The 24,148-nt window shown below is 57.2% G+C and carries 20 protein-coding genes and 1 other RNA gene; 5 read left to right on the top strand and 16 right to left on the bottom strand.

The window, feature by feature from the left end; all coding sequences use genetic code 11:
* Positions 1 to 50 precede the first annotated feature (50 nt).
* From murG to rnpB, 13 genes are all read right to left on the bottom strand, one after another.
* The gene (gene murG / locus VHB22_RS00460; RefSeq protein WP_325454976.1) at positions 51 to 1,178 is read right to left on the bottom strand and encodes an undecaprenyldiphospho-muramoylpentapeptide beta-N-acetylglucosaminyltransferase; all 1,128 of its coding nucleotides are present in this window, start codon (positions 1,176 to 1,178) and stop codon (positions 51 to 53) included.
* Positions 1,179 to 1,188: 10 nt separating this feature from the next.
* On the bottom strand, positions 1,189 to 2,370 hold the full coding sequence (locus tag VHB22_RS00455) for an FtsW/RodA/SpoVE family cell cycle protein (protein WP_325454975.1): 1,182 nt from the start codon (positions 2,368 to 2,370) through the stop codon (positions 1,189 to 1,191).
* A complete protein-coding gene (gene murD / locus VHB22_RS00450) occupies positions 2,367 to 3,782 on the bottom strand; it encodes a UDP-N-acetylmuramoyl-L-alanine--D-glutamate ligase (protein ID WP_325454974.1) in 1,416 nt (471 codons plus the stop codon). The genes VHB22_RS00455 and murD overlap by 4 nt, the downstream gene beginning before the upstream one ends.
* Positions 3,783 to 3,823: 41 nt before the next feature.
* On the bottom strand, positions 3,824 to 4,906 hold the full coding sequence (gene mraY, locus VHB22_RS00445) for a phospho-N-acetylmuramoyl-pentapeptide-transferase (protein ID WP_325454973.1): 1,083 nt from the start codon (positions 4,904 to 4,906) through the stop codon (positions 3,824 to 3,826).
* A 31-nt stretch (positions 4,907 to 4,937) separates the two neighbouring features.
* On the bottom strand, positions 4,938 to 6,359 hold the full coding sequence (locus VHB22_RS00440) for a UDP-N-acetylmuramoylalanyl-D-glutamyl-2,6-diaminopimelate--D-alanyl-D-alanine ligase (protein WP_325454972.1): 1,422 nt from the start codon (positions 6,357 to 6,359) through the stop codon (positions 4,938 to 4,940).
* 6 nt (positions 6,360 to 6,365) lie between these two features.
* Entirely contained in the window at positions 6,366 to 7,811 is a 1,446-nt protein-coding gene (locus VHB22_RS00435) for a UDP-N-acetylmuramoyl-L-alanyl-D-glutamate--2,6-diaminopimelate ligase (RefSeq protein ID WP_325454971.1), read from the bottom strand.
* 102 nt (positions 7,812 to 7,913) lie between these two features.
* Complete coding sequence (locus VHB22_RS00430) at positions 7,914 to 9,587, bottom strand: penicillin-binding protein 2 (RefSeq protein ID WP_325454970.1); 1,674 nt, start codon at positions 9,585 to 9,587, stop codon at positions 7,914 to 7,916.
* Entirely contained in the window at positions 9,577 to 9,876 is a 300-nt protein-coding gene (ftsL, locus tag VHB22_RS00425) for a cell division protein FtsL (protein WP_325454969.1), read from the bottom strand. The genes VHB22_RS00430 and ftsL overlap by 11 nt, the downstream gene beginning before the upstream one ends.
* 39 nt (positions 9,877 to 9,915) lie before the next feature.
* Positions 9,916 to 10,953 carry a 16S rRNA (cytosine(1402)-N(4))-methyltransferase RsmH gene (gene rsmH / locus VHB22_RS00420; protein ID WP_325454968.1) on the bottom strand — a complete coding sequence of 346 codons (1,038 nt, stop codon included), beginning with the start codon at positions 10,951 to 10,953 and terminating at the stop codon, positions 9,916 to 9,918.
* The gene (gene mraZ / locus VHB22_RS00415) at positions 10,950 to 11,441 is read right to left on the bottom strand and encodes a division/cell wall cluster transcriptional repressor MraZ (RefSeq protein WP_325454967.1); all 492 of its coding nucleotides are present in this window, start codon (positions 11,439 to 11,441) and stop codon (positions 10,950 to 10,952) included. Before mraZ ends, rsmH begins: the two co-directional genes overlap by 4 nt.
* A 358-nt stretch (positions 11,442 to 11,799) precedes the next feature.
* A complete protein-coding gene (locus tag VHB22_RS00410) occupies positions 11,800 to 12,732 on the bottom strand; it encodes an alpha/beta hydrolase (protein ID WP_325454966.1) in 933 nt (310 codons plus the stop codon).
* A 24-nt stretch (positions 12,733 to 12,756) separates the two neighbouring features.
* Positions 12,757 to 13,719, bottom strand: coding sequence for a helix-turn-helix domain-containing protein (locus VHB22_RS00405; protein WP_325454965.1), 963 nt, complete (start codon positions 13,717 to 13,719; stop codon positions 12,757 to 12,759).
* Between the two features lie 558 nt (positions 13,720 to 14,277).
* Positions 14,278 to 14,755: RNase P RNA component class A (gene rnpB, locus VHB22_RS00400), an RNA gene on the bottom strand.
* Between the two features lie 126 nt (positions 14,756 to 14,881).
* Between rnpB and VHB22_RS00395 the strand changes: the two genes are divergently transcribed.
* From VHB22_RS00395 to VHB22_RS00375, 5 genes are all read left to right on the top strand, one after another.
* Positions 14,882 to 15,244 carry a DUF427 domain-containing protein gene (locus tag VHB22_RS00395; RefSeq protein ID WP_325454964.1) on the top strand — a complete coding sequence of 121 codons (363 nt, stop codon included), beginning with the start codon at positions 14,882 to 14,884 and terminating at the stop codon, positions 15,242 to 15,244.
* Positions 15,245 to 15,704: 460 nt separating this feature from the next.
* A complete protein-coding gene (egtB, locus tag VHB22_RS00390) occupies positions 15,705 to 17,012 on the top strand; it encodes an ergothioneine biosynthesis protein EgtB (protein WP_325454963.1) in 1,308 nt (435 codons plus the stop codon).
* Positions 17,012 to 17,995, top strand: a complete 984-nt coding sequence (egtD, locus tag VHB22_RS00385; RefSeq protein ID WP_325454962.1) for an L-histidine N(alpha)-methyltransferase — start codon at positions 17,012 to 17,014, stop codon at positions 17,993 to 17,995. The genes egtB and egtD overlap by 1 nt, the downstream gene beginning before the upstream one ends.
* Positions 17,996 to 18,444: 449 nt before the next feature.
* Positions 18,445 to 19,449 carry a helix-turn-helix domain-containing protein gene (locus VHB22_RS00380; protein WP_325454961.1) on the top strand — a complete coding sequence of 335 codons (1,005 nt, stop codon included), beginning with the start codon at positions 18,445 to 18,447 and terminating at the stop codon, positions 19,447 to 19,449.
* A 291-nt stretch (positions 19,450 to 19,740) separates the two neighbouring features.
* Entirely contained in the window at positions 19,741 to 20,724 is a 984-nt protein-coding gene (locus VHB22_RS00375; RefSeq protein ID WP_325454960.1) for an AraC family transcriptional regulator, read from the top strand.
* 225 nt (positions 20,725 to 20,949) lie between these two features.
* On the opposite strand, the gene VHB22_RS00370 is transcribed toward VHB22_RS00375, so the two are convergent.
* From VHB22_RS00370 to VHB22_RS16330, 3 genes are all read right to left on the bottom strand, one after another.
* On the bottom strand, positions 20,950 to 21,819 hold the full coding sequence (locus VHB22_RS00370; protein ID WP_325454959.1) for a class I SAM-dependent methyltransferase: 870 nt from the start codon (positions 21,817 to 21,819) through the stop codon (positions 20,950 to 20,952).
* Positions 21,820 to 22,298: 479 nt separating this feature from the next.
* Positions 22,299 to 23,207, bottom strand: coding sequence for a hypothetical protein (locus VHB22_RS00365; RefSeq protein ID WP_325454958.1), 909 nt, complete (start codon positions 23,205 to 23,207; stop codon positions 22,299 to 22,301).
* A 794-nt stretch (positions 23,208 to 24,001) separates the two neighbouring features.
* Positions 24,002 to 24,145, bottom strand: a complete 144-nt coding sequence (locus VHB22_RS16330) for a M48 family metallopeptidase (RefSeq protein WP_414652689.1) — start codon at positions 24,143 to 24,145, stop codon at positions 24,002 to 24,004.
* Between the last annotated feature and the right edge of the window lie 3 nt (positions 24,146 to 24,148).

Below are 24,148 nucleotides of genomic sequence, written 5' to 3'. Positions count from 1 at the left end.
CCTCGTCGTCGAGCCTGACTCGCGCTCCGAAAAGTCTCGCGTGATGATGGTCACTGTGTCCGATTTCCCCCGGGGCGGCGGCCTTCCGCAAGAGCCAATGCGAAGTCGGCCAAATTACGAACCGCATCGGGCCGTCCGGTGTTTTTAGCCGCCTTGGCCGCAGCCGCAAGCGAATCGGGCGCCTTCAGGAGCCTTTCCAGTTCATCGGCAAGCCGTTCCGGTGACAGGGTGCGCTGCTCGAAGCACCAAGCCCCGCCCGCCTCTTCGAGCCGACGGGCATTATTGAGCTGATCGTTGTCGAGCGCATGCGGCAGCGGCACCAGAATTGATGGCCGTCCGATAACAGTCAGTTCAGCAACGGTCGAGGCACCCGCGCGGCCAATCACAAGATGCGCATCAGCCATTCGCGCCGGAAGATCGGTAAAAAAGGATGCGATCTCAGCCTTGATTCCTGCCTCGGAGTAAGCGTCACGAACCCGCTCGATGTCTTCTTCCCGCGCCTGCTGGACGACCCGAAGACGCGCGCGAAGCATGTCGGAAAGAGCGAACAGCGCCAGCGGCACAACGTCGGAAAAGAAGCGCGCGCCCTGACTGCCGCCGAAAATCAAAATGCGAATGGGACTGTCGGACAATGGTGGCAGGAACCCGAGCGCCGCTGCCTCAAGAACCGCCTTACGGACGGGATTTCCCGTTAGCACCGATTTTTCTGCCAACCGCCCATCGAGAAACTTCGTGCGATCGAACGATGTCGCAATGGCTGTCACGCCCTTGGCGAGCAGCTTATTGGCGCGCCCGAGAACGGCATTTTGCTCATGAATTGCAGTGGGAATTGCGCGAAGACGTGCGGCGACCAGCGGCGGATACGTCGGATAACCGCCGAAACCGATCACGGCATGGGGTTTTGCTTGTCCAAGCATTCGAAACGCAACGCCGGTTCCGCGTGCGAGCGTCAGCATGGTCTTTGCAACATCGCCCGCGGCGCGCGAAGCGAGTGTCGCAGAAGGGACCTGATAAACTGTGCGCGCCGGAAACCCTCCGCCATAGCGGTCGCCGCGCATGTCGGTCATCAGATCGACGGCAACGCCGCGTCTCTTAAGCTCTTCCGCCAGCGCGAACGCCGGAAACAGGTGCCCGCCCGTCCCTCCGGCAGCCAGCATGATCGATTGCATGCCGCTCATTCTCCCCCGCTCATCTTGACGGAGTATGGCCGCTGAACTGTGCGTCGTCGATGGTCGGCACCAGGCGCGGCTTTTTGAGACGCATCGGATCAGGGCGCCAACGCGTCAGCGCAAGAAGCATTCCGGCGGTGATCGCCAGCGCCAACATCGACGATCCACCCGCGGAAATGAACGGCAGCGTCATTCCCTTTGGCGGCAATAACCCGATGTTGACCCCCATATTGATGAGCGCCTGAAGCCCGAGAAGCAGGGCAAGGCCCTGCACGGCAAGCCGGTCGGCAATGTTCGGCTCGTCGGAGGCTCGCTGCATCGCGCGAATGACCACAAACGCGAAGATGGCGAGCAGGGCAACACAAGCGATCACCCCATACTCCTCACCAATGACAGCAAAGATGTAGTCGGTATGCGCGTCCGGCAACACCGACTTGATGGTTCCTTCGCCGGGCCCTCGTCCAAAAAAACCACCTTCCGAAAAGGACTGCATCGCGCGACCGACTTGATAATTCTCAAACGGCGCCGCGCCGAAAAATTTCTCAAGGCGCGATTGCACATGCGCGAAATTTTCATAAGCAAGCCAGAGGCCGCCGCTGCCGATCAGCATCAAAATGGCGGCGCCAATCAGCGGCAATCCCGCAAGCAGATAGAGGAGCCCGGCCGTTGTGCTGATGAGAACGGTCTGCCCCACGTCCGGCTGCGCGACCAGCAAACCGGCCAGCATGCCCCACAGCAATAGTCCCAGCGGCAAAGCCGGCATATCGCTGCGTCCTGCGGCTTCTCCAAAAAGCCATGCGATGAGAACGATGAACGCGGGTTTCGCGAATTCCGAGGGCTGCAACGAATAGCTTCCGAACGTCAGCCAGCGTTGTGCGCCGTTGATATCGGTGCCTGTAAACAGCACGACGACCATACCGGCAGCAGAAATGAGAAGCAGCGCCGCCGCCAGCCGCCGGACGCCCGCAGGCGAAAACAGCGAAATGATCAGCATCAAAACCGAGCCGAGGGCTGCAAAGATCACGTGCCGCTCGACGAAATAATAGGTCGGCAAACCTTTTTTTATCGCAACGGCGGGAGACGCTGCGAAGGAAAGAACGACCCCGATAGCTATCAGGGTCAACAATGCAGTCAAAAGCCCGCGGTCAATCGTGAACGACCAATCGACAAGCAAGCTTCGGTCGGCGCGCGAAAGCTTCATGATGCTTTCCCCATCTCGATACCGGGAAGCGTCGAAACGAGATTACGGAAGCTATCGCCCCGGACCTCAAAATTGGGAAATTGATCGTAGCTGGCGCAGGCGGGCGAGAGCAGAACGATAGGTTCAGTCCCTGGACTCGATTGCGCATCGCGAGCCGCGGCGAAAACCGCGGCATCGAGCGTTCCGCTCCGTTCGAACGAGAGCCTGCCATCGAGCGTGCGCGCGAAGTCATCGCTCGATTCGCCTATGAGATATGCTTTTGCGATTCCGCCGAAGAGCGGAGCCAGCGCCGCGATGCCTCCGGCTTTCGGCTTGCCGCCAACGATCCAAAAGACATCGCGTGGGAACGAAAGAAGCGCTTTCTCCGTCGAGTCCGCGTTGGTCGCCTTGCTGTCGTTGACGAATAGAATTTTCCCGATCCGTCCGACCTCTTCCATCCTGTGCGGCAGACCCGGAAACGACGACAACGCGCCCTGCCAATCGAGATCGGATGATTGTCCGACCCAGTTCAAGCACTCACGAACGGCGGCGACCGCAGCTAATGCATTCTGCGCATTGTGCTTGCCTCGAAGCGTCGCGATGCCTTGCAGCGAAGCCAATTTGACCGCCAGCGCCTCACGATTGCTGCAGATAATCGTACCATCGAGCAGACTATATCCCGGCGCCAACGATTTTTCTGCGCTAAAAGCGATCGCAGCCCCGGATTGGACGCGACGCTTAAGCATCGCCACCCCGAACGCGTCGTCGATGCCGACGGCCGCCACTTCAGCTCCCTGAACGACGCGCTCCTTTATCGCTGCATAATTTTCGAGCGAGCCGTGCCGGTCGAGATGATCCGGCGTCACGTTCAACATAACGCCGACCGTCGGCCTCAGCGTCGGCGTCAAATCGATTTGAAATGACGACATTTCGATGATGTGAAAACGGTCCGGTGTGGGCTCGTCGAGCGTCAGGATTGCGCGGCCGATATTGCCGCCGAGTTGTACGTCCCGGCCCGAATAACGAAGAATATGCGCCACGAGCGCAGTCGTTGTTGATTTGCCGTTAGTGCCAGTGATGGCAATAAAAGGAGCTTTCGGCGTATGTAACGCGCGCTCACGCGCAAAGATTTCGATATCGCCGATCACCTCGACGCCGCTGGCACGCGCTTTTTTGACGGTCCAGTGCGGCTCGGGATGGGTAAGCGGCACCCCGGGCGCCAGAACCAATGCCGAAAATTGCGACCAATCGGTTCCCGAAAGATCGACGAGAGGGATGTCGGCATGGCTCGCAGCCTCGCGACCGGCAGCGCTGTCGTCCCACGCTGCAACGGCGGCCCCCCCGGCCAGAAGCGAATGGGCGGCTGCAATCCCGGATGTCCCGAGACCGAAGACGGCAACTGTCTTGCCCTTGAAGGATGTGGCGCGAATCATCGCAGGAAATTTATCGCATCTTGCGTCGATTGGCTGAGATCCTATCGCAACTTCAAGGTCGCAAGACCGATGAGGGCCAGAATGACGGAGATGATCCAGAACCGGATAACGACCGTCGATTCCTTCCACCCCTTCTGCTCATAGTGGTGGTGCAACGGTGCCATCTTGAACACCCGTTTGCCCGTCCATTTGAATGATACGACCTGAATGATGACAGACAGCGTCTCCAGAACGAACAGTCCGCCGACCACCGCCAGTACGATTTCATGCTTGATCGCGACGGCGATCGCGCCAAGCGTGCCGCCAAGCGCGAGCGATCCCGTATCTCCCATGAAGATCATTGCGGGCGGCGCATTGAACCAGAGAAAGCCAAGGCCGGCCCCGATCAGCGCACCGCATATAACGGAAAGCTCGCCCGTCCCCGGCACGTGATGGATTTGCAGATAGCCTGCGAACTTCGCGTTGCCCGAGAGATAGGCGATGATCCCGAACGTCGCAGCCGCGATCATCACAGGAACAATGGCAAGCCCGTCGAGACCGTCCGTCAGGTTCACGGCGTTGCCCGCGCCAGCGATCACCAAGACCGCCAAAACCACGAAAAACGGCCCGAGATCTATGACGAGATCCTTGAAGAACGGAAACGTCAAATCCGTATCGAGCCCCTTGGGGCCGAGTTTCATCAGCATATAACCTGCGACCGCTGCAACCAGAACTTCCAGCAGGAATCGCGACCGCCCGGAAAAGCCATCGGAAGACTTCTTCGTCACCTTTAGAAAGTCGTCGTAAAAACCGATGGCGCCGTAACAGATCGCAACGCCGAGAACGACCCAGATGTAACCATTGGAGAGCTGTGCCCAAAGCAGCGTCGAAACGGTGATTCCGGCGAGGATCATCAGCCCGCCCATCGTCGGCGTTCCGCGCTTCAAAAGGTGCGTCTGCGGACCGTCGTCGCGGATCGGCTGTCCTTTCCCCTGCTTGATCCGCAAGAGATCGATAATCGCCGGGCCGAACATCATCACGAACAGAAGCGCCGTGAAGGTGGCGCCGCCGGAACGGAATGTTATGTAGCGAAAAACGTTCAGCGCGCTGATCTGATCGCTGAATCTGACAAGCTCATAGAGCATGCGCGCCGAATTCTCCCCCCATCATGCCAGATCAGGCCTGGCAGCCCGACCCATCGTTCCCGAACTGGGCCTTTAACGCCTTGACGATAGAACCAAGCCCGATCCCATTGGACGCCTTGACCATGACAACGTCACCGCGCCGCAGATTCGATGCCAATGTAGCCTCAAGCGAGGTCGCCGTCGAAGCGTAGCCGCCCTTTTTCGACGATGGTAGGGCATCATAAAGGCCCTTCATGTGCGGACCGCAGGCAAATATGAGGTCAATGTCGGCCTCGTCCACGGTATCTTTTAAGCTAACGTGGAGCGACGGGGCATCCGGACCAAGCTCCAGCATGTCCCCCAAGACCGCGATTTTACGCTGAAATTTTGGGCGAGGCATGGACCCGAGCGTCACCAAAGCCGCACGCATCGAGGCCGGATTGGCATTGTAACTCTCGTCGATCAGAAGCGCCTCGCCACCTGCAAGATGAAGCACGCTTCGCGCCCCGCGCCCGTCCGGCGGCGAAAGACCGGCCAATACGGAAAACGTCTTGCCGACGTCGGCCCCGACCGCGGCTAACGCGGCCGCAACCGCGAGCGCATTTTCCGCGATATGCCGCCCCGGCATCGCGAGGTGAAGCGGCATCCGATGGCCGCCGAAACATACTACCAAATCGCTGCCATCGTGGCTCAATTTCAGATCCTGGCCTCGAACATCCGCGCCTTCATCGAACCCAAACGTAATAGGTCGAGCGCCATAACGCGCCGCAATCGCCTTGAGCCGCTCCCGATAGGGATTGTCGTATTTGATGATCGCCGCACCGCCCGGTATCAGTCCTTCGAAAATTTCGCCTTTGGCGTCCGCAATGGCTTCTACAGACGGAAAATGCTCAAGATGCACGGCTTCGACTGTTGTAACGATCGCAGCATGCGGCCGCACCATTTTCGTCAGTGGACGAATTTCTTCCGCATGATTCATACCGATTTCAAACACACCGTATTGCGTTTCGCGCGGCATCCGCGCGAGCGTCAGCGGCACGCCCCAATGATTATTGTAAGATTTTTCCGACGCGTGTGTCCGGCCGAGCGCGGAGAAACACACACGAAGCATTTCCTTGGCCCCGGTCTTTCCGGCACTCCCTGTAACGGCGACCACGCGTGCATCGCCGCTCAATCGCGCACGCGCCGCGCGTCCAAGCGCTTCCAAGCCTTTCAACGTATCGGGTACGCGAAAGAGCGCGCGGTCTTCTTCGCTACGCCCATAACCTTGCGACACCAACGCTGCCGCCGCACCGGCCTTGAACGCTGCACTGACGAAATCGTGGCCGTCGCGCTGATCTTTTAGCGCAACGAAAAGATCTCCCGCTTCAATCGTCCGCGTATCGATCGAAACGCCTGCGACACTTCCGTCAGCATCGTCTTCTCCGCTCGCGAGAGCCGCACCCAATTCCGGAAAAGTCCACAAAGGTTGCATCGCCGATCAGCTTTCCAGCGCCTTTCGGATTTCTTCGTGATCCGAAAACGGCACGACGCGATCGCCGATAATCTGGCCTGTTTCGTGTCCTTTGCCAGCGACCAGCACAACATCGCCCGGTTGCATCATGCGAACCGCCGTCGCTATCGCCTCCGCCCGGCCCCCGATTTCGCGCGCTCCAATCGCGCCAACAAGAATCTCGCGGCGAATGACGGCCGGATCTTCAGAGCGCGGATTGTCGTCGGTCACGATCGTCACGTCGGCTTTTCCGACGGAGATGCGGCCCATAATCGGGCGCTTGCCTTTATCGCGATCGCCGCCGCAACCGAAGACGGAGATGAGCCTGCCCGTCGCAAACGGCCTGCACGCATCGAGCGCCGCTGCAAGCGCTTCAGGTTTATGCGCGTAATCGATCACGGCGAGCCCGCCGTTTCGTTCACCGACGATTTCGAGGCGCCCCGGAACGCCCCTAAGATTGGCCAGAGCCTCAAGTGCTTCGTCTGTATTCTCCCCGGTCGCTATCGCTAAACCGGCCGCAACGAGAGCGTTCTCCGCCTGATAACCTCCTACAAGCGGGAGCCGTACGTCATACGTTTTCCCGTCCGAGAGAACCGCGAGCCGCTGTAGAAAACCCTCGCGCACCAGCGACACTCGCCGCAGCGTTTCACCTCGGGCACCAACCGTCAAAACACGAAGACCGCGCGTCTTTGCGGCTGCAACGACGTCTTCAAATCGCGCACCGTCACTGTTGATGACGGCAGGCTGTCCTGGCTGCAAAAGCTCCGTAAAGAGACGGAGCTTGGCATTGAGATACGCCTCTTCCGTCGGATGATAATCCATGTGATCGCGACCCAGATTCGTGAAGGCGGCCGCGCTTAGTTCCACACCGTCAAGACGATGCTGATCGAGACCATGCGAAGAAGCCTCGAAGGCCAGGTGCGTAACCCCCTCGTCCGCGAGCGCCGCGAGCGTCGCATGCAGTGTCACAGGATCGGGCGTCGTCAATGGTCCATAAACCGCGCCGTCCGGCTTCACGATACCGATTGTTCCAAGCGACGCCGCCTTATGGCCGAGACGCGCAAAAATCTGACGTGTGAAATCCGCAACCGACGTTTTCCCGCTCGTACCAGTAACAGCGACAGCACATCGTGGCTGCCTTCCGGCGAATTTGGCCGCGATCTTGGACAGCACTGCGCGCGGGTTATCGACTTCGATCAGCGCCACGCCGTCGGGAACCGTAACACCTCGGCCCTTCGACACCAGAATAACGCTCGCGCCGCGCGCCACGGCATCCGGCACGAAAGACGCCCCATCGACTTTCGATCCCGGAAGCCCAGCAAAGATGGCGCCGAGTCCGACCGCGGCACTCGACGCCGTGATGCCCGTAACGCGAATGGAGTCGGCGCCGGGCGGTGGCTCGATGTCGGCCGGCAGGACATCGTTAAGCCGCATGACTCCCCTTGCCCCGTCGTCTCATCAGCGCCTCGGATAATTCGAAACAGTTACTTAGATACGAGGCCCGGCCACAAGCCGTCAAATATTCCTCGGCGACGATCATTGGCTCGCAACAACGTCCATCGGTTTGACACCCAGCTGCGCGGCAATCCGCGCAATCAAACGGCCCGTGACAGGCGCTGCAGTGTATCCGGCCGTATGCTGCCAATGCGTCTCTTTCGTGCCCTTCGGTTCGAATAGCACGATGAATGTCAGATACTGCGGGTCGTCCATCGGAAACGCGCCGAGGAATGACGAAATCACCGATTTGGAAGAATAGCCGCCGCGCTTCGCGACATCCGCCGTTCCGGTTTTTCCACCGACGCGGTAGCCCGGCACATCGGCTTTCTTGCCGGTACCATCAGGACCGCTGACGTTGAGGCGCATAAGGCGCGCCATCTCACGCGAGGTCATTTTGGTAATGAGCGGTTTTTCGTCAGTGGCCTCAGCGTCGTACCGGCGAAGGAACGTGGGATGAACCGGCTTTCCATCATTGAGGATCGTCGCGGCAGCGGCCGCAAACTGCAAAGGAGCGACTGCGATACCGTGCCCAAACGCAACCGTAATTGTAGCGGCCTTGCCCCATTTCGGAGGGAGCTGCGGCGGGGCGACTGTACCTTCCTCGGTTTTGAGCTGCGTCAGCATACCGAATTTACGTAGAAAGCTTTCGAGCTTGTCCGGCCCCGCCTGCAGCGCGAGCATACCGGCGCCGACGTTGGACGAATGCGTAAAGACCTCCGTCACACTGAGAGGACGATTTGAAGGATGATAATCCTTGACGGTAAAGCGCCCGACTTCCAATGGCTGACGCACATCGACCATCGTATCCGGTTTCGCAATTCCTTCGTCGAACGCCATCGCAATAGTCAATGTTTTGAAGACCGAGCCGAGCTCGTATGTGCCGCTCATCATCCGGTCGAGATGCTTATTGTCCAAAGCTTGCGTCGGCCAGGTGGGATCGACGCGTGGCAGCGATGAACTCGCAAGGACTTCGCCCGTCTTGATGTTGAGGACGATTCCGGCCGCACCCTTCGTGTGATAGCGCTTCTCCGCATCGCCGAGTTCGTCTTCGAGGGCATGCTGAACGCCGATGTCGAGCGACAAGCGCACCGGAGGCCGCGTTGAGAGTACCGCCGCGTGGATCGGATCGACGCCAACGCTATCGTCGATGTATTTTTCGATGCCCGTTAGGCCGCGATTATCGACGTTGACCGATCCGAGCACATGCCCGGCAAGTTTTCCCGCCGGATAGGCACGTTTTAATTCATATCGGAATGACAGCCCCGGAAGACCGAGATCGTGCACTTTTTGTGCGATCTTCGGTGACACGCCCCGCCGCACCCAGACAAAACGGCGCGACCGATCGGAAAGCGTTCGCAGAAGATCTTTCTGATCGATGTCCGGCAAGACCGTCGCAAGCTTTTCAACAAGCTCGTCGCGATCGACGACGATGCCCGGGTCGGCATAAATGGATGGCGCTTCCAAATCTGTTGCGAGAAGGCGGCCGTTGCGATCGACGATATCCGGACGGCTGAAGCTCGTAGCCACCGGCTCGGAAACAGCAAGCGTAACACCGCCCTGATGGTCGAGCGCCAGCGTCAATAGATGAATGGCGACTTCTGCGAATGCAAAGAACAAGAAGGCATAGACACCAATTTCCGCACCGCTTCGCGTGCGGCGCTTGCGAATATCCGCGGGTGTCTGCCCGCTCCCCCCGTAAACGTCAGCGGCCATTGCTGCCTTCCTGACGCTCGTTCAGCGCGGAAACCTCACGCCCGTCGACAAACTGATCGACGCGCGGCGGCGAAAGTCCAAGCTGGCGCGCAAACGTATCGATCCTGTCGGGGCGCGTCAGCGTTCCGCGCTCGGCTTTCAAAACCGCGATATCCTCTCGCGCCCGTTCGGCTATGCGTTCTTTAGCGTGAACTTCGGCCTCAAGCCGGCGCGTATCGTAGTTCAGTCCATAGAGCAGGAGGGCACTTGCGATCGCGAAGAAGAAGGCGGTTACATTCAAGAGACGCATCGCGGTAGTCCCTGTTAACTCTGGCCTGCAACCGACGCGCTAATCTCGCAAACTCGGAAAACCCAAAGTTTTGAGGTTGAGAGGCCACGCACCCGCTTCGGTCCGGATTGCAGCTCTGAGCCGTGCCGACCGAGCACGCGGGTTCACATCCAATTCACCTTTAGAAGGTGTTAACGGGCGCGAGTTAACAATTCGAAAACTTGGAGCGACGCTTTTTATCGATTCCATTGGCAAATGGCGTGAAACGGACGGCGTTCGACCACTTCGCTCAGCCAAGAATTTCTTAACGATCCGATCTTCCAGACTGTGAAATGAGACGATCACCAGGCGCCCGCCAGGCTTCAAAATACGCTCGGCTGCCGACAGAGCATTTGCCAGTTCGCCCAGTTCGTCATTGATATAAATGCGCAGCGCCTGAAACGTCCGGGTTGCTGGATGGCGCCCGTCGATTTTACGCCCGTGGAAAACCCGCGAAACTATGTCGGCGAGATCCAACGTCCTCCCAAACGGAGTTTCGGTGCGACGCTTGACAATGGCTCGTGCGATCGCCCTCGACTTGTGCTCCTCGCCGAACGCGTAAATTACATTGGCGATTTTTTCTTCCGGCGCGGTATTCACGAAATCGGCGGCGGTTGGCCCGCTATCCGACATCCGCATGTCGAGCGGACCGTCATGCTGAAACGAAAATCCGCGCTCGGCATCGTCGATTTGCATGGATGAGACGCCGATATCGAGCACGACGCCGTCAACCTGGGCGTCCCCGAGCGCAGTTCGCGCCGCATCTTCCAACTGGCTGAACGGTGCTTGGACGAGCTTTAGCCGGTCACCGAATTTCGCCTGCACCGATTCCCCGCCCCGGATCGCGTTCGGGTCACGATCGAGCGCCAACACCTTGCAATTTGTGGATTGCAGAATCGCACGCGTGTAGCCGCCCGCGCCAAACGTACCGTCAATATAGACTTCGCCGTCTTTGGGCGCGAGCGTTTCCAGCACTTCCGAGATCAGCACGGGAATGTGGCGCGGAGGCTTTTCAGCCGGCCCCAGCGAGGCTCCCTCTGCCCCGCCACCGCGCGTCATTCCCGTGCTCCCTCGTCGCCGCCGTCATTCGACGACCGGCTACCCGCTGCAAAAAGCTTGCGCGTCACCTGAACTTTGCTGCGCGCCTCGGCTCGGCGCTTTTCGAAGCGTTTGGGCTCCCACATCTGAAACTTGTCACCGAGGCCAACAAACGTGACGGCGGCGTCCAAGCCGGCGTGCGTGCGAAGGCTTTCAGGAAGGACGATGCGGCCGTCGCCGTCGATCGTGAGAACCTGGACGTCGCCATAGAGCGCGACAGACAGTTCATCCCGCTCGTCCGAATAATCCGGCAAGCCCGAGAGAAGCCCGTCGATCTTCTTTGCAAGTCTTTCGCCGCCTGCATCGAGTGCAGGAGCATCGAGCGAGGGGTAGCAGTAGAGCCCTCCCGCGTAGCCGTCGCGTTCGAGCACGGCACGGAAAGAGGCTGGAATCGAAACCCTGCCTTTGGCGTCGATCTTGTTTGTGAATGTCGAGACAAAGCGGTCCATCCCCCAGCTAACGAATACTCGTCCTCCTCACTCGCTACTGGTCGATACGCTTCATCTAGTCCGTCCCGGCGGCCGGCTCCGTGAAAGGGAGTCGCCGGGACCAGCAAGAAAGAGCCGTGGCGGTCGCTCAGATTCGGGCCCTCTACCAAATCGGCGCCCAGCCACGGTGTCCTGCCCGGTGCGGACGGGCATCTATGGGATTACATGGGATAATCCGGTCGTCAACGGTTTATTAAGGATATTTGCGCCGAGACGCGGATTTGCACCACGCGCAAAAAGGCCCTCTCCAGGCCAAGATCCCTCGGCCTAAACGAGTATCTTTCAAATTTTTTAGATGGTTAGCGCCGCGCGCTACGACTCAATGTTGTCGTAGAAAATCCGCAAGCACCGGCAGAAGGCGCGTGTCGAGCGGCAAAAAGGAGTTTCCATAAGTCGCCAGGTTCTGCGCGCGGTCTTCGGGCGCATCCTTCAAAATGTGATTCATGCCGGGAATCACCACCAGTTGGGCGGAAGGCAGCGCCGATGAAAGCTTCCGCGCATCGTCGACACTCACCTGCAGGTCGGTGTCGCCCTGGACGATGAGAACTGGACACGTCACGCTTGCGAGTTCCGACGCCGGATCAAGCGGCATCCAGGACATCAGATACCTTTGCACACGCGGCTGGTAGAGCGCCAAAAGTTCGACTGGAACATTGGGAACAGCAACACCGTGCTCCAGTCGATCCGATATACGCTTGGATAACCGCTGTAGCTTTAGCGAAGCACCCGCGTTTGCGAGCTGCCGAGCGAGGATTTGCGCAATCGGCTGCCCCGCGCCCTCAAGCAAAATGAGCCCAGCAACACTCGTCCTCTTCGCAGCAAGAGTGGCAACGAGGGCGCCTTCGCTGTGCCCCAGGATATAGAGTTTCGAAACGTCGGAGCGGCGACGCAAAAAATCGAGCCACTGGACCGCATCATTCACGTACGTGCCGAAGCGCAGATCTTCGATGCTCGGACCGGCAGCGTAGCTTTCGCCGACGCCGCGCTTATCGATGCGAAGCGAGCTGATCCCGAGATCGGCAAGCCCGCGCGCCAGGAGCTTGAGGCTGTCTGTATCCATGCCCGGCGCATTGCCGTCGCGATCGACCGGACCCGAACCAGGCAAGATGAGCACCATGGGACCCGGCTTGCCATCCGTTGCCGGAATGAGCGATCCGGCAAGCCCTTCATTGGTGATATCGTCTTCCGTCCAAGCCATTGCGGGAATGGGGATCACATACAAAATGACGAAGATGATAAGCAACAGTCTCAAGTCGACCTTCAATGCCTGAAATTTCTAAAGTTTCGGCTTGGATCGCTTTTGCAGGCGATAGGCTTTGGGCGATAGGCCATAACGCGTTCGAAAGGTCCGGCTGAAATGGCTCGCATCATTGAAACCGGACGAATACGCAACTTCGCTAACGGATAAATGATCGAATTTAGCGCTGCCGAGCACGGAGGCGCAGCAAGCCAACCGCTCGCTAAGAATAAAACGCTCCAGCGAAGTCCCTTCCTCCGCCAGAAGACGGTTAGCATGGCGCACGCTCATTCCGCCGAGCCGTGCGGCAAGCGCAGGGCCTAGCTCGGGATCCCGAATATGATCGCATATCACTCGTTTCAATCGGGCAAGCATTAACGAGCGACTCGACGCGAGATGTAAACTTCCCGCATGACCGCAGTCTAAAGATAAGGCAAGCAAGTCGATGACGTGATCAGCGAAGCTTCGGACGGCGTTACCTTCGATTTCTGATGCTCGCTGCGGTAGCACGCGAGCGAGATCCAGGAAGAAGCGGCCTACACCACCTTTTCCGGAATTTGCGCGCGCAACGAATGGCGAAACCGGCCCGAGCCGCCCGACAAGCTCTTTTCGCGGAAATTGCAGGCAAACAAGCCGCGTCTCGTCGGACATGCGCAAACTGTAAGGACGCTCACTATCGTAAAGCGCGAAATCACCGGCGCTGAGTACAGCCTCACGTCCGTTTTGAACAAGCTGCGTTTGTCCTTCGATCTGAATAGAAACCAAGAGATCGTCTTCATATCCTTTTGCAATCTGCCGATGCGATCGCACCGCTTCGATTGCATTGCTTTCTGCGCCGACGACCCGAAGCCAACCGAGAGTGTCGTACTGCATCGCGGCGTTGAACGAATGCCGAGTTGATGACCTGCAATCGAGCTTCACGAAGACGCCGCAAACGAGATCGCTCCAGTACGCAAGCCGGTCTTTTGCCGGTACGCGATCCGTCGAAAATGAACCCCTCATTCCCCGCCTCTCGCTGGCCATGTCGTCCAAGACATTCGTCCCGCTCAGTCAAGCCGCCGTACACGACGTTGTCTATCTAAATCGCCGAGCGAATTGCAGAATGGAGTGAAAGCGCCGTGCCCACACAATACTTGTTGCTAATCGGGAGTCTGTGTCTCGGCGTTGCCCTGATTCAGGCTTGGCTCCTCGTCGCGGTCTTTTCGTCCGACGACAGCCCGATGCTCAAGCTCATACCCGGCCGCAGCGATCTTTTGAAGTCGCACATCGACCATCTGATGATGGCGCAATTTCTGTTCATTTTCTTCGTTCTCTTTCGCACGCTCGGAATTACGCCTCCGACATGGGTCCTGCTCTCCATCTGCATCGGGTCTTTTTTCAACCCGTTTGCATTCTTCGTTCGCGCTCTGCGGCCGAGCTACCTGAAGGCGCCGCCGATCGCCTTCACCGCGATGATCACGTTGAGCTGCATTTTAACGACGGTAGGATATGGCGCGGCCGCGTGGCTCATCGCGCGTGTGACGTGTTGTCGGCACTCTGAGCGCCAAATGAACGAAAAAAAATACCAGCCGGCCTGTAAGCCGGGTTCTGTCTGGAGGACAGCCCGACACCGGCTTACCGAGTGTCGGCCAAAATTCCTCCGCGACGGCCATTCATCTGGGACGCCTGTCGCCAGGCGCCTCGTGCAATCAACCCGGATGAGAAGCGTGATGACACGCCCTGCGTCTGCGGTTTCCCGCTCCGCAAGCTCACCCCTATTCGATCTTGCTCCCGGTGGGGTTTGCCCTGCCGCTTCTGTTACCAGAAGCGCGGTGCGCTCTTACCGCACCTTTTCACCCTTACAGCGCCGAAGCCGCGGAGCAGCGAAGGCGAGCGGTATATTTTCTGTGGCACTGTCCCTGGGGTCGCCCCCGGCGGCCGTTAGCCGCCACCGTGTCATCATGGAGCCCGGACTTTCCTCCACCGGACACCTTGCTCGCGAGCCTTTAGAGCGCGCTTTGCCACAACGAGGTCCGGCAGCGGCCGTCCGGCCGGCTGGTACTCGGACATAAGCGATAGGAAGCGCCCAACGTCAAGGCCGGAGCAGAATCAAACGCCGCGAGCCCCTTTTGATGACGAATTCGCCTCCCATATCGCACCGAACCAACAGACGGGAGAAGAATTAATGAACGAAGATCCGAACCATCCGATCCGTATCGCGCCATACCCCGCTCGTTTGCGCGTCCTGTGGAAGGGCAACGTAGTCGCCGACACCACATCCGCCGTTATGCTTTATGAAGCTTGGTATCCGGGCGTTCGCTACATCCCACGATCTGATGTCGATATGACGCTAATGGAAAAATCATCGACCAAATCCCATTGCCCCTACAAAGGTGATGCCAACTACTTCTCACTCCGGACCGATAAGACATCCGCCCGCGATGCCGTCTGGAGCTATGAGACGCCGTTTCCGGCAGCGAACCAGATATCGGAGTACCTCGCGTTTGACTCGAAGCTGGTCGAATTCGTCGAGAACAACACCGCGTGATCCAGAAGCTTCGCCAAGCGAAAACAATTAGGGAACGATCCACCCGTTCTTGAGTTTAATGAAGTTCCTTCTCTGCGATCGGCGTCGCAGGCAAACACACAGGCCGAAAGAAAGCCAAGTTGAGTTCTCAACTCCCTGCCCCACCACAGAATCCGTGAGTATCGGTATGACGAGTGCTGGCCTCGCGAAGAGTACGAGTATACGCAGAGAATTGGCTGCATTGTATGGACCGGGTGTTTGCGGCAAATCGGACAAACTTGTCGCGCCATGCTTGAGCTGCTTTGATGAAACGATTTCATCGCCAGCAACGAACGTTGCAGTGCCCATCATTCCGTCCCGAAGCGACAGGCAAAACTCTCAACAAGCAACGTTCGTTCGATCAGCCAGCTTCGCTGCAAGCGATAAATCGGCGCGAGAGGCGCCAAATCTTTAAATGACGCACAGTTCAGAGAGGAGAACGATGCGACAGACATCTTCATCCGCCGAGAATCGCCGACCGACCGATAACCAGCAAACATTCGATAGACTTTCCGATCGGCTCTTTGCGACGCGACAGCACTCGCTTGCACTTGCAGCACCGCTGACGCCTGAAGATATGGTCGTGCAGGCGATGGAAGACGCCAGTCCGACCAAATGGCATCTCGCGCACGTGACGTGGTTCTTCGAAAATTTTGTATTGAAACGGCATCTCGACGGTTACCGAATTTTCGATGACGCGTTCAACTATTGCTTCAACTCATATTACGAAACTTTGGGACCACGGCACCCTCGGCCGAAACGCGGATTGTTGACGCAACCGTCGGCGGACCGTGTGCTCGCCTATCGCGCCCACGTCGATGAGGCCCTGCATGCGCTCCTTTCGACAGATGCGGGACAAAGCAGCGAGGTCGCGCGCCTTCTTGAGATCGGCATCAACCACGAACAGCAACATCAAGAACTGCTGTTGACCGACATTCTGGCACTCTTCGCCGCCAATCCATTAAAACCGGCCTACCAACCATACCCGTCCAAACTTGATCTGTCGGCGCCGCAACCCGTTCGCTGGCTCGACTATGCGGGCGGAATTCAACGCATCGGACATACTTCCGACGGTTACCATTGGGACAACGAAGGTCCGTCGCATGAGACGCTTATTCATCCTTTCAAGCTCGCGGATCGCCTTGTGACGAACGCGGAATGGCTCGAGTTCATCGAGGACAAAGGATATGGGACCGCTTCGCTCTGGCTTGCCGACGGCTGGTCGACGGTCAATCGCGAAGAATGGCAGGCACCACTCTACTGGCAAAAGACCGAAGCCGGCTGGTTCCAAATGTCTTTGCATGGACTTTTGCCGGTCGTGCCCGCAGAGCCCGTGGCTCATGTCTCGTACTACGAAGCCGATGCATTTGCGCGGTGGGCCGGAAAACGCCTCCCCACCGAATTTGAATGGGAAACCGCTGCACTTACATCGGGCGTAGACCGCGAAAGCGTGCACGCGACGACATTGCGTCCGCAACCGGCCGCACCGGGAAAGGCAGACTCGCCCAAACAGCTCTTCGGCGACGTTTGGCAATGGAGCGCAAGCGCCTATCTCCCTTATCCCGGCTATAAACCGCCTGCGGGCGCCATCGGTGAGTACAACGGAAAGTTCATGGTCAGCCAGCAGGTGTTGCGCGGAGCCTCGTGCGCGACCCCGCAAGGCCACTCGCGGCCCACCTATCGAAACTTTTTTTACCCCCATCAGCGCTGGCAATTCGCGGGGCTGCGCCTGGCTTCGGAGATCGATTGATGCGTTCTGGTCAAACTCTCGCAAAAGCAGGCAAGCAATGCGACGACCTCGAAGATGAGTTCGCATTGTCCGTCATCGAAGGTCTTTCTGCTGCGCGCAAGGTTCTCCCTTGCCGTTATTTATACGACGCGCGCGGAAGCGAACTTTTCGAAGATATAACTCGCCTGCCGGAATATTATCCGACACGAACCGAAGCCGAAATTCTCAAGAAATATGCCGATGAAATGATCGCCGGGATCAGCAAAGGCGAGTTGCTTGTCGAGTTCGGTTCCGGCTCAAGTTTGAAAACGGAGATACTTCTAGATCGTATTGACGTGTCATCCGTCGCCTATGTTCCGATCGACGTATCCGAGACGGCGCTCGCCGACGCAAAAACACGCCTCACGAAGCGTTATCCCAAACTCGACGTCCGCCCGATCGTCGGCGATTTCTCTCGGGCCATCACTCTCCCGTCTGATCTCGCAGCCCGCCGAAAGACGGGATTTTTCCCCGGCTCCACGATCGGCAACCTGGCCCCGGCGGACGCGGAGGAACTTCTTTCGATTTTCGGTAACGTTCTCGGTAAGGATGGCCGGCTCATCATCGGCGTCGATTTGAAGAAAGATCCGCGCATTCTCGTCGATGCTTACAACGATGCGGCAGGAACAACGGCCGCATTCAACCTCAATCTCCTCCATCGCATCAACAGGGAGTTGGGCGGCAATTTCGATGCTCGTCAGTTCAGGCACGAAGCGATCTACGATCCTCGCAAAGGACGTGTCGAGATGCATCTCGTCAGCCGCCGTGATCAGAAGGTCGATGTTTGCGCTCGTACATTTCGGTTTAAAGCTGGAGAAAGCATCCACACGGAAAATTCCTATAAGTATACTGTCGAACAATTCCGCGAGTCAGCGCGTGCATCAGGATGGCTTCCGCAACGGGTGTGGACCGACCCAATGCAGAATTTCAGCGTGCACGAACTCATCTGGAAAAACGTCGTCTGAGAAAATAGCAGCGCTCGGATAAGTCCGCTTCTCACTCTAAGTATCGATGATTGATGCCGCCACGAATTGTCACCGTCGGCGAGCTTGCACAATTGTGCTGCTGAAAGGATCGGCCAGACCGGGCGTTCGCAGGCCACCACCCGGACTCAGACCGGCGAACGGCTATGGAAAGTCCGGCAGATCAGCAAGAGTATTGGGCATCGCGTTATCACTGCCACCAATCCGGTCGCGCCCGCGAAACCACCCTCAACGACATCCCCATCATACTGTGCGCCAAGCGAACTCGACTTGGCATACAGCGCACGCCCTTTTTCATTCCTCTCAAATACGTCGCAGAAGCTTCGATGTTGAGGTCTGGAATTTAGAAATGCGTAAGCATTGAAGCTGCATCTCTTCGGCCGAGCGTACATCTCGCTTTCTCAGGGGAACCCAACATTGAGGACGGGACGATGGATCAGCAGACCGAGTGTCCGCGTACTGCATCCACTGCGCACTATGACCGCGTCATGTGCGATACCGACTACTGCTCACGAAGCAAAGCGCTAAGCCTTTTCACAGAGGCGATAACGAGCACGTTCATGCCGTGGTCGTTCAAATACGAACCCGAAGAAGAATTTTCGGGCCGCGTGGAAGGCTTGATTTTGGGATCTGGTGCGGTCGCAAGAATCAAAATGTCTCCCGCGACGGCCACTCGCAATAGCTTAGAGCTCGCGCAATCACCAGCCGATTGCATCTATGCCAACTATATCCTGTCAGGCGAGATGCATGTCTCCCAGCACGGAAGAGCGACGACGGCGAAACGAGGCGACATCGTCGCGTACGATAGCTCCCACCCGGTCGTAATCACAAAATCCGAAGATCATCCCTATGAAGACTTGGCGCTCCGAATTCCTAAAGCGCTGCTGGGCGAAAGTTGCAGAACCGGATCCGACCTGCACAACGTCGCTATCCCGGCAGAGAAGATCATCAGCCCGCTATCGAGTTGCCTGGATTTTCTGTCACAGAACCTCCTGACAACCTCGCACGAAGAACTTGCCGCGCTCTATGAGGTGTGTGCCCAGCTCCTGCCGGTGGCCAGCGCATATATGCAAAGAGTGCACAAGGGAATCGAGAGTTTCGAGCCACCATCGAGCCATTACGGCCGCGAGCTGACCGCGTTCATAGATGAACACCTGGCGACGGCCGAGTTGTCGCCACGATTCGCGGCAGAACACCTAGGTATATCAGTGCGTTACGTACACAAGCAGTTCGCAGCGAAGGGCATGACTTTCACCTCTTACGTTACAACGAAGAGGCTGGAATTCATCCGCCGCGACCTAATCTCCGCGGCCTGCCGAAACCAACCGATCTTCACCATCGCCTATCGATGGGGATTCAACGATTTATCGACGTTTATTCGAGCGTTTAAGAAGAAGTTTTCATGCTCTCCAAGTCAATACCGAGCCCGATTTTAGCGTGTATCGCACCGCAAGCAGATCACAATACATATGCCGAGATAATTCATCTGCACGCGCCGCAATTTGATTGAGCGAGTGCACTCAATGCATAGCGGACGAACTACGCTTGAGCGAAAATAGAATCAGTTTCGGGCGGTAGTCGCAGCGCGTAAATTCGCCAACGCGACACCATCCGCGATGCCACAGTTCGCAACACTCGAACAGAATTCAAACTAAAAACCGAGCGATAATAAACTTTGAAGCGGGAACTCAATAGCGGCAACAGAACCGCGTGAGTGGAGGAAACATATGTCAGGCGACATAGGGGGTGCACCCGCACACCCAAGTTCCCAATTGCACATTTGGGATAGTCAGTATGGGCCGTCGACGCAGGCGTTCAGCTTCTTTCGCGAAACAATCTGCAGCGAGTTCATGCCGTGGTCTCCCGAGTTCTACGGCAACAATTTTGAAGGCCGGGTCGAAAGTATAGCCTTTGAAAACGGGGCAGTCGGCCGCGTGCGCATGAGCCCGATCGTGGCGGTGAAAACCAAACAGGATATCGCGAACTCGCCGATAGAATGCGTCCACGGCAATCTCATCCTCGGCGGCGAGTTGAAGGTCGAGCAGGGCGGTCACACGAACATCGCGAAGCCCGGAGATTTGGTACTCTACCAAAGCTACGAACCGGTAGTCCTGACAGAAGACCCTGATTGTCCGTGCGATAATTTGGCTTTCATAATACCGAAGTCGCAGTTTTCAGGAATGCCGAACGTCGACGATTTCTTTCGCAACACAATTCTTTCTGCGGAGAGGCTCATCGGCCCGCTTTCGAGCTGCCTTTCAATGATCGCTCAGAACCTTTGCTCGGCATCATCGGATGAGCTTCATAGCCTGTTCACTGCCTGCATTACGCTGCTGCCGTTGTCCGCCGGAATAAACGCAGGGGAGAAAAAAAACGAGTTCGCGCAAGGCAATCGTATGTTGCGCGAAGTGCTCAGCTACGTTGATCGCAATCTGTCGGATCCTGATCTTTCTCCCACCGCGGCGGCCGAGCACATGTCCGTGTCCGTCCGATATATTCACAAGCTTTTCACGCAATCCGGCACGACCTTCAGCGCCTACGTCACCGCCGAGCGGTTGGAACGCATCCGCTGGGATCTGATTGCCTCGTCAGGTCGTCGCCCGCCAATCTCGGCCTTGGCCTACCGATGGGGCTTTAGCGATCTCTCGACGTTCAACAGAGCCTTCAAGACGCGTTTCGGCTGCACGCCAAGTCGACTGACACCAGCCTAGGCGAACGGCCGTCATCCGTAATATTTGCAAATTGCGTTGGAGAGTTGATGCGTCCCACCGTACTGAATCTGAGCCGATGGCTTACCCTATGAAGACGTGAGACAGTGAACGCCCCTGGCGTTGGTCGAAAGGATGGTGGCACACGCCCCCTCAGACGCCCGCCGAGGAAGGCTCGCGGTCCCCGCCCCCTTTATCGAGCGGGAATCGCGCACCACTCACTTTAGCTCAGGCAAGAACGAGCTGGTCCAGGGGTACTGCAACAGCTTCTTTCGCTGGACGCGAAAGATAGAATTCAGCCAGCAACTGACCCTCGGATTCCTTTCCGGTCGGGTCAATGCCGCGTTTGACCAAGTGCTCCAACACCTGCTCTTGCTCTTCAACAGATGCGAATTGGCGCTGAGCAAACGTCTGACCGTGAAGCTTCTCCGTCGTATAACCCCACTCGGACAATGTCTCCTCGATGGCGTCAAACGGGAACATCCGCAGCACGAAGTTGGCAATCCACGGCTGTTCGTCACGCGTCACAGCAGGCAATAGACGTTCGAAGCTTTTCTCCGTGACATACCCAACGCATCCCGTCGATATCACGAGATCGACGGGCGCCAATCCTTCTTTCGCCGCGGCCGGCAATGGCTCGGTTTCAAGATTGATCGCGAGACCTTCGTTCAGCAGGCCCGTTTCTTCCGCGCACGCTATGGCGTTCCGGGATTGATCAATACCGATGATCTCAAGGTCCTTTGGCTCCTGCAGGCTCGCAAAAAATTCACGGTCACGCTGGATGACCTCTTCCGGCGTGGCATCGGCCAACATCTCGCCATTCCAATGTTCGTAGAGATCGTCCATCGAAAGGTCATGCTTGAGAAGCGCCGAGTTCACCCCATACGAGCATCCGATATCGAGAACATGAATCGTATGGTGTCGCTGACGCTTTAAATCGGCGATCAGCTTCTGAAAAACCGGTTTGGCATTGTTGGGTATGGAATAGTCGAGCTTCTTGAGCTCTTGGAAATAGGCCCGCGGATCGGGTTGATTGTAAATGTCGTCCAAATTGGCTTTGGCTTCATTGATTTTCTCAAAGGCGACCATCGTCGTCATTGCAATCCCTCCGTGGTACTTTTCGATTGCTGCCCCTTTCGGCAAAGCCGTGCGACAACGTTCCAGAATTCAAGCCAACGCAAGACGTGTTGGCGCGGCTTCGCGCATGCAAAACACATCCTGTGGGCTTGATAGAGCGAGCCTAGCACAATTCTCGCAAATGCCAAAATTCGCGAATTTCAGCAGGTAAATATGCGAATCTAGCAAAGCTTACGCGAGAGAGCCGCGAAGCAAACATCCGCGCTTAACCACAACGAAGATGGAAAATACATCTCAGCCAGACACGAACGTTTCGCCCGGCAGTATGGAATCTTCGCATCGCATCGTTAGCGTCGCTTGCGAGAATAAAGATTTGAAATTGAAAATGGTGCCTCAGGAGGGCGCTTGCGCGTCGAGTCAGATCAAGCGGTTAGGAACGAGGTTAGGAAGTTTTTTGCCCCGTAGAGCCCCGTCCGGTCTCGTAGAGCGGGCGGGGCTTCCTATCCTAAGAGGGCCGAAATTCGATTGTGGAGGCGCTTAAATAAGCGGTCAGCTTGTATGGCTTCGACCCGATGGAACATGGACAGGTAGTCGGAATAAGCCGCTTCTGGCGGCATTAGCGCTCTTGCACGCGGAGTATCGAATTTCATTTCATTCACATGCGGCGCCTGGGCATGAAACGTCTGCGCGTAGCGTTTGGCCAGTTTCTTCCCATGCTCCTGAAGTTCGGAAGCAAGCTGCATCGCGAAGAACGCTAAATCATTCGTGGTTTGATAGATGTGTGAAATAGTCTGCGGGTAGGTTTCGTCTCGACCACCTTCCACAGGAAGGCCAAGGTAAAGCGCGACGCGATCTTCCGGAGGTGTCATGCGAAACTTGCTGCACAATTGGTTCCGCCTCTGGATTGAGAGATTAAGGTCTCGCAACGCGTTTTGTACCGCTATCAACAACCCAATAGCGCGAGCGCCGGCTTTGACTTTGCCAAACACTAACGCAGTGAGCTCATCAATAGGGACGTAGAGTTCTGGAAGTTCTGCCAGATTAGTCTTGATCACACGCTCCTCTGGTCCGAGGGCCTCGCCCGCCTGGAGCCGGCGCATCGTTTCCTCGAACCGCACCTCTTCAAGAGCAAAGTCCTTGTGTAGATCGAGAACGTGCTGTCCTTTCATGACGAGCGCCTGGTTTGAGATCAGCCCCGATAGTGCGATTGCCGAGTTGGTATTTCGTAGCGCATCAGAGATTTCTGCCCCTTTGCTTTTCCTTGTGGCAATCCGATCGGCCACCACCGCACCGGCGAAGGCACCTGCAAGCGCAGCCATAAAGTTGGAATTAAGTAGCGAGACGAGCTTGTCCCACCAAAAAGCGATAATCGGAGAAAGCTGCTCGGCTACTTTGAAAAGCCATTCCATCCACAGTCCCTAAAAAACGGTATTGCTTTTTCGGAAGCCCGTACAAATAGGGTGGCTCCCTTTCGGAAGTCGGGAGCAACCATGACACAAATTTCTTTCGTTTCTCGCGGCGCCAAAGTTCCATCCACAGCCCTCATTTCGCGTCACCCGTAGTGCTGACAGTCGGCGACGGCGCGCTGTGCCCGGAACACCCGTGCTGGCTCATGGGGTACCCGCGCGAATTTCTATTTCTAAGCTGCGCGCCATTGGAAACGCCATCGTCCCGCAAGTCGCGGCGACGTTCATCGAAGCAGTGATGGTTGATGATCGTGAGTAATCATTGGATGAGTGGTTGTAGTTCGATTGTAAATCGTACAACCGCGCAAATTCAAAAGGTTAGGAAGTCAGTGTAAGGAAAACGCCACCTAACTCATTAATTTTATGTATTTTTGGTGCCTCAGGAGGGCAGCGAATGTTCAACTTAGTGAATTGATCTTAAATGGCTCTTTTCCGGCTCGGGTTTGACCTACCCCCAAATGTACCCCCACCGCTCACCGTGGCCGCCTCGCTTCGCTGCTTGTATTTGACCAGCAGTAGGCTCTCCCAAGGGGACAAATGACGCCTTTCCAAGGAATGTGAGAAAGTGGGCATGGTCAAAGAGCTGAAGTCCAGCGGCCGAGCGGACGCCGAGGCGCGGCACCGCGAAGCGGATCGCAGCCGCGTTGTCTTGCGCGAGTGATCGTCACCCAACGGCGGAGACGCGAAGGCCTCCGGAAGCACAGCGAGTAGCGCCCGTCCGCGTCGGCGGACGCGCCTTAAAACTCAGCCAGCGGACCATAATTGAGCTTTGCGCGGATCGGTCGCCAACCCGGCATGTGCCGATCGAGTAGTGCTACGAAATTTGCATTGTGGTTTGGTACAATGAAATGCGCCATCTCATGAAGAATGACGTAGCGCAGGCA

It is taken from the genome of Hyphomicrobium sp. (assembly GCF_035548195.1).
Classification (GTDB): Bacteria; Pseudomonadota; Alphaproteobacteria; order Rhizobiales; family Hyphomicrobiaceae; genus Hyphomicrobium_B.
This window is presented reverse-complemented; position numbering and strand designations above follow the sequence as displayed.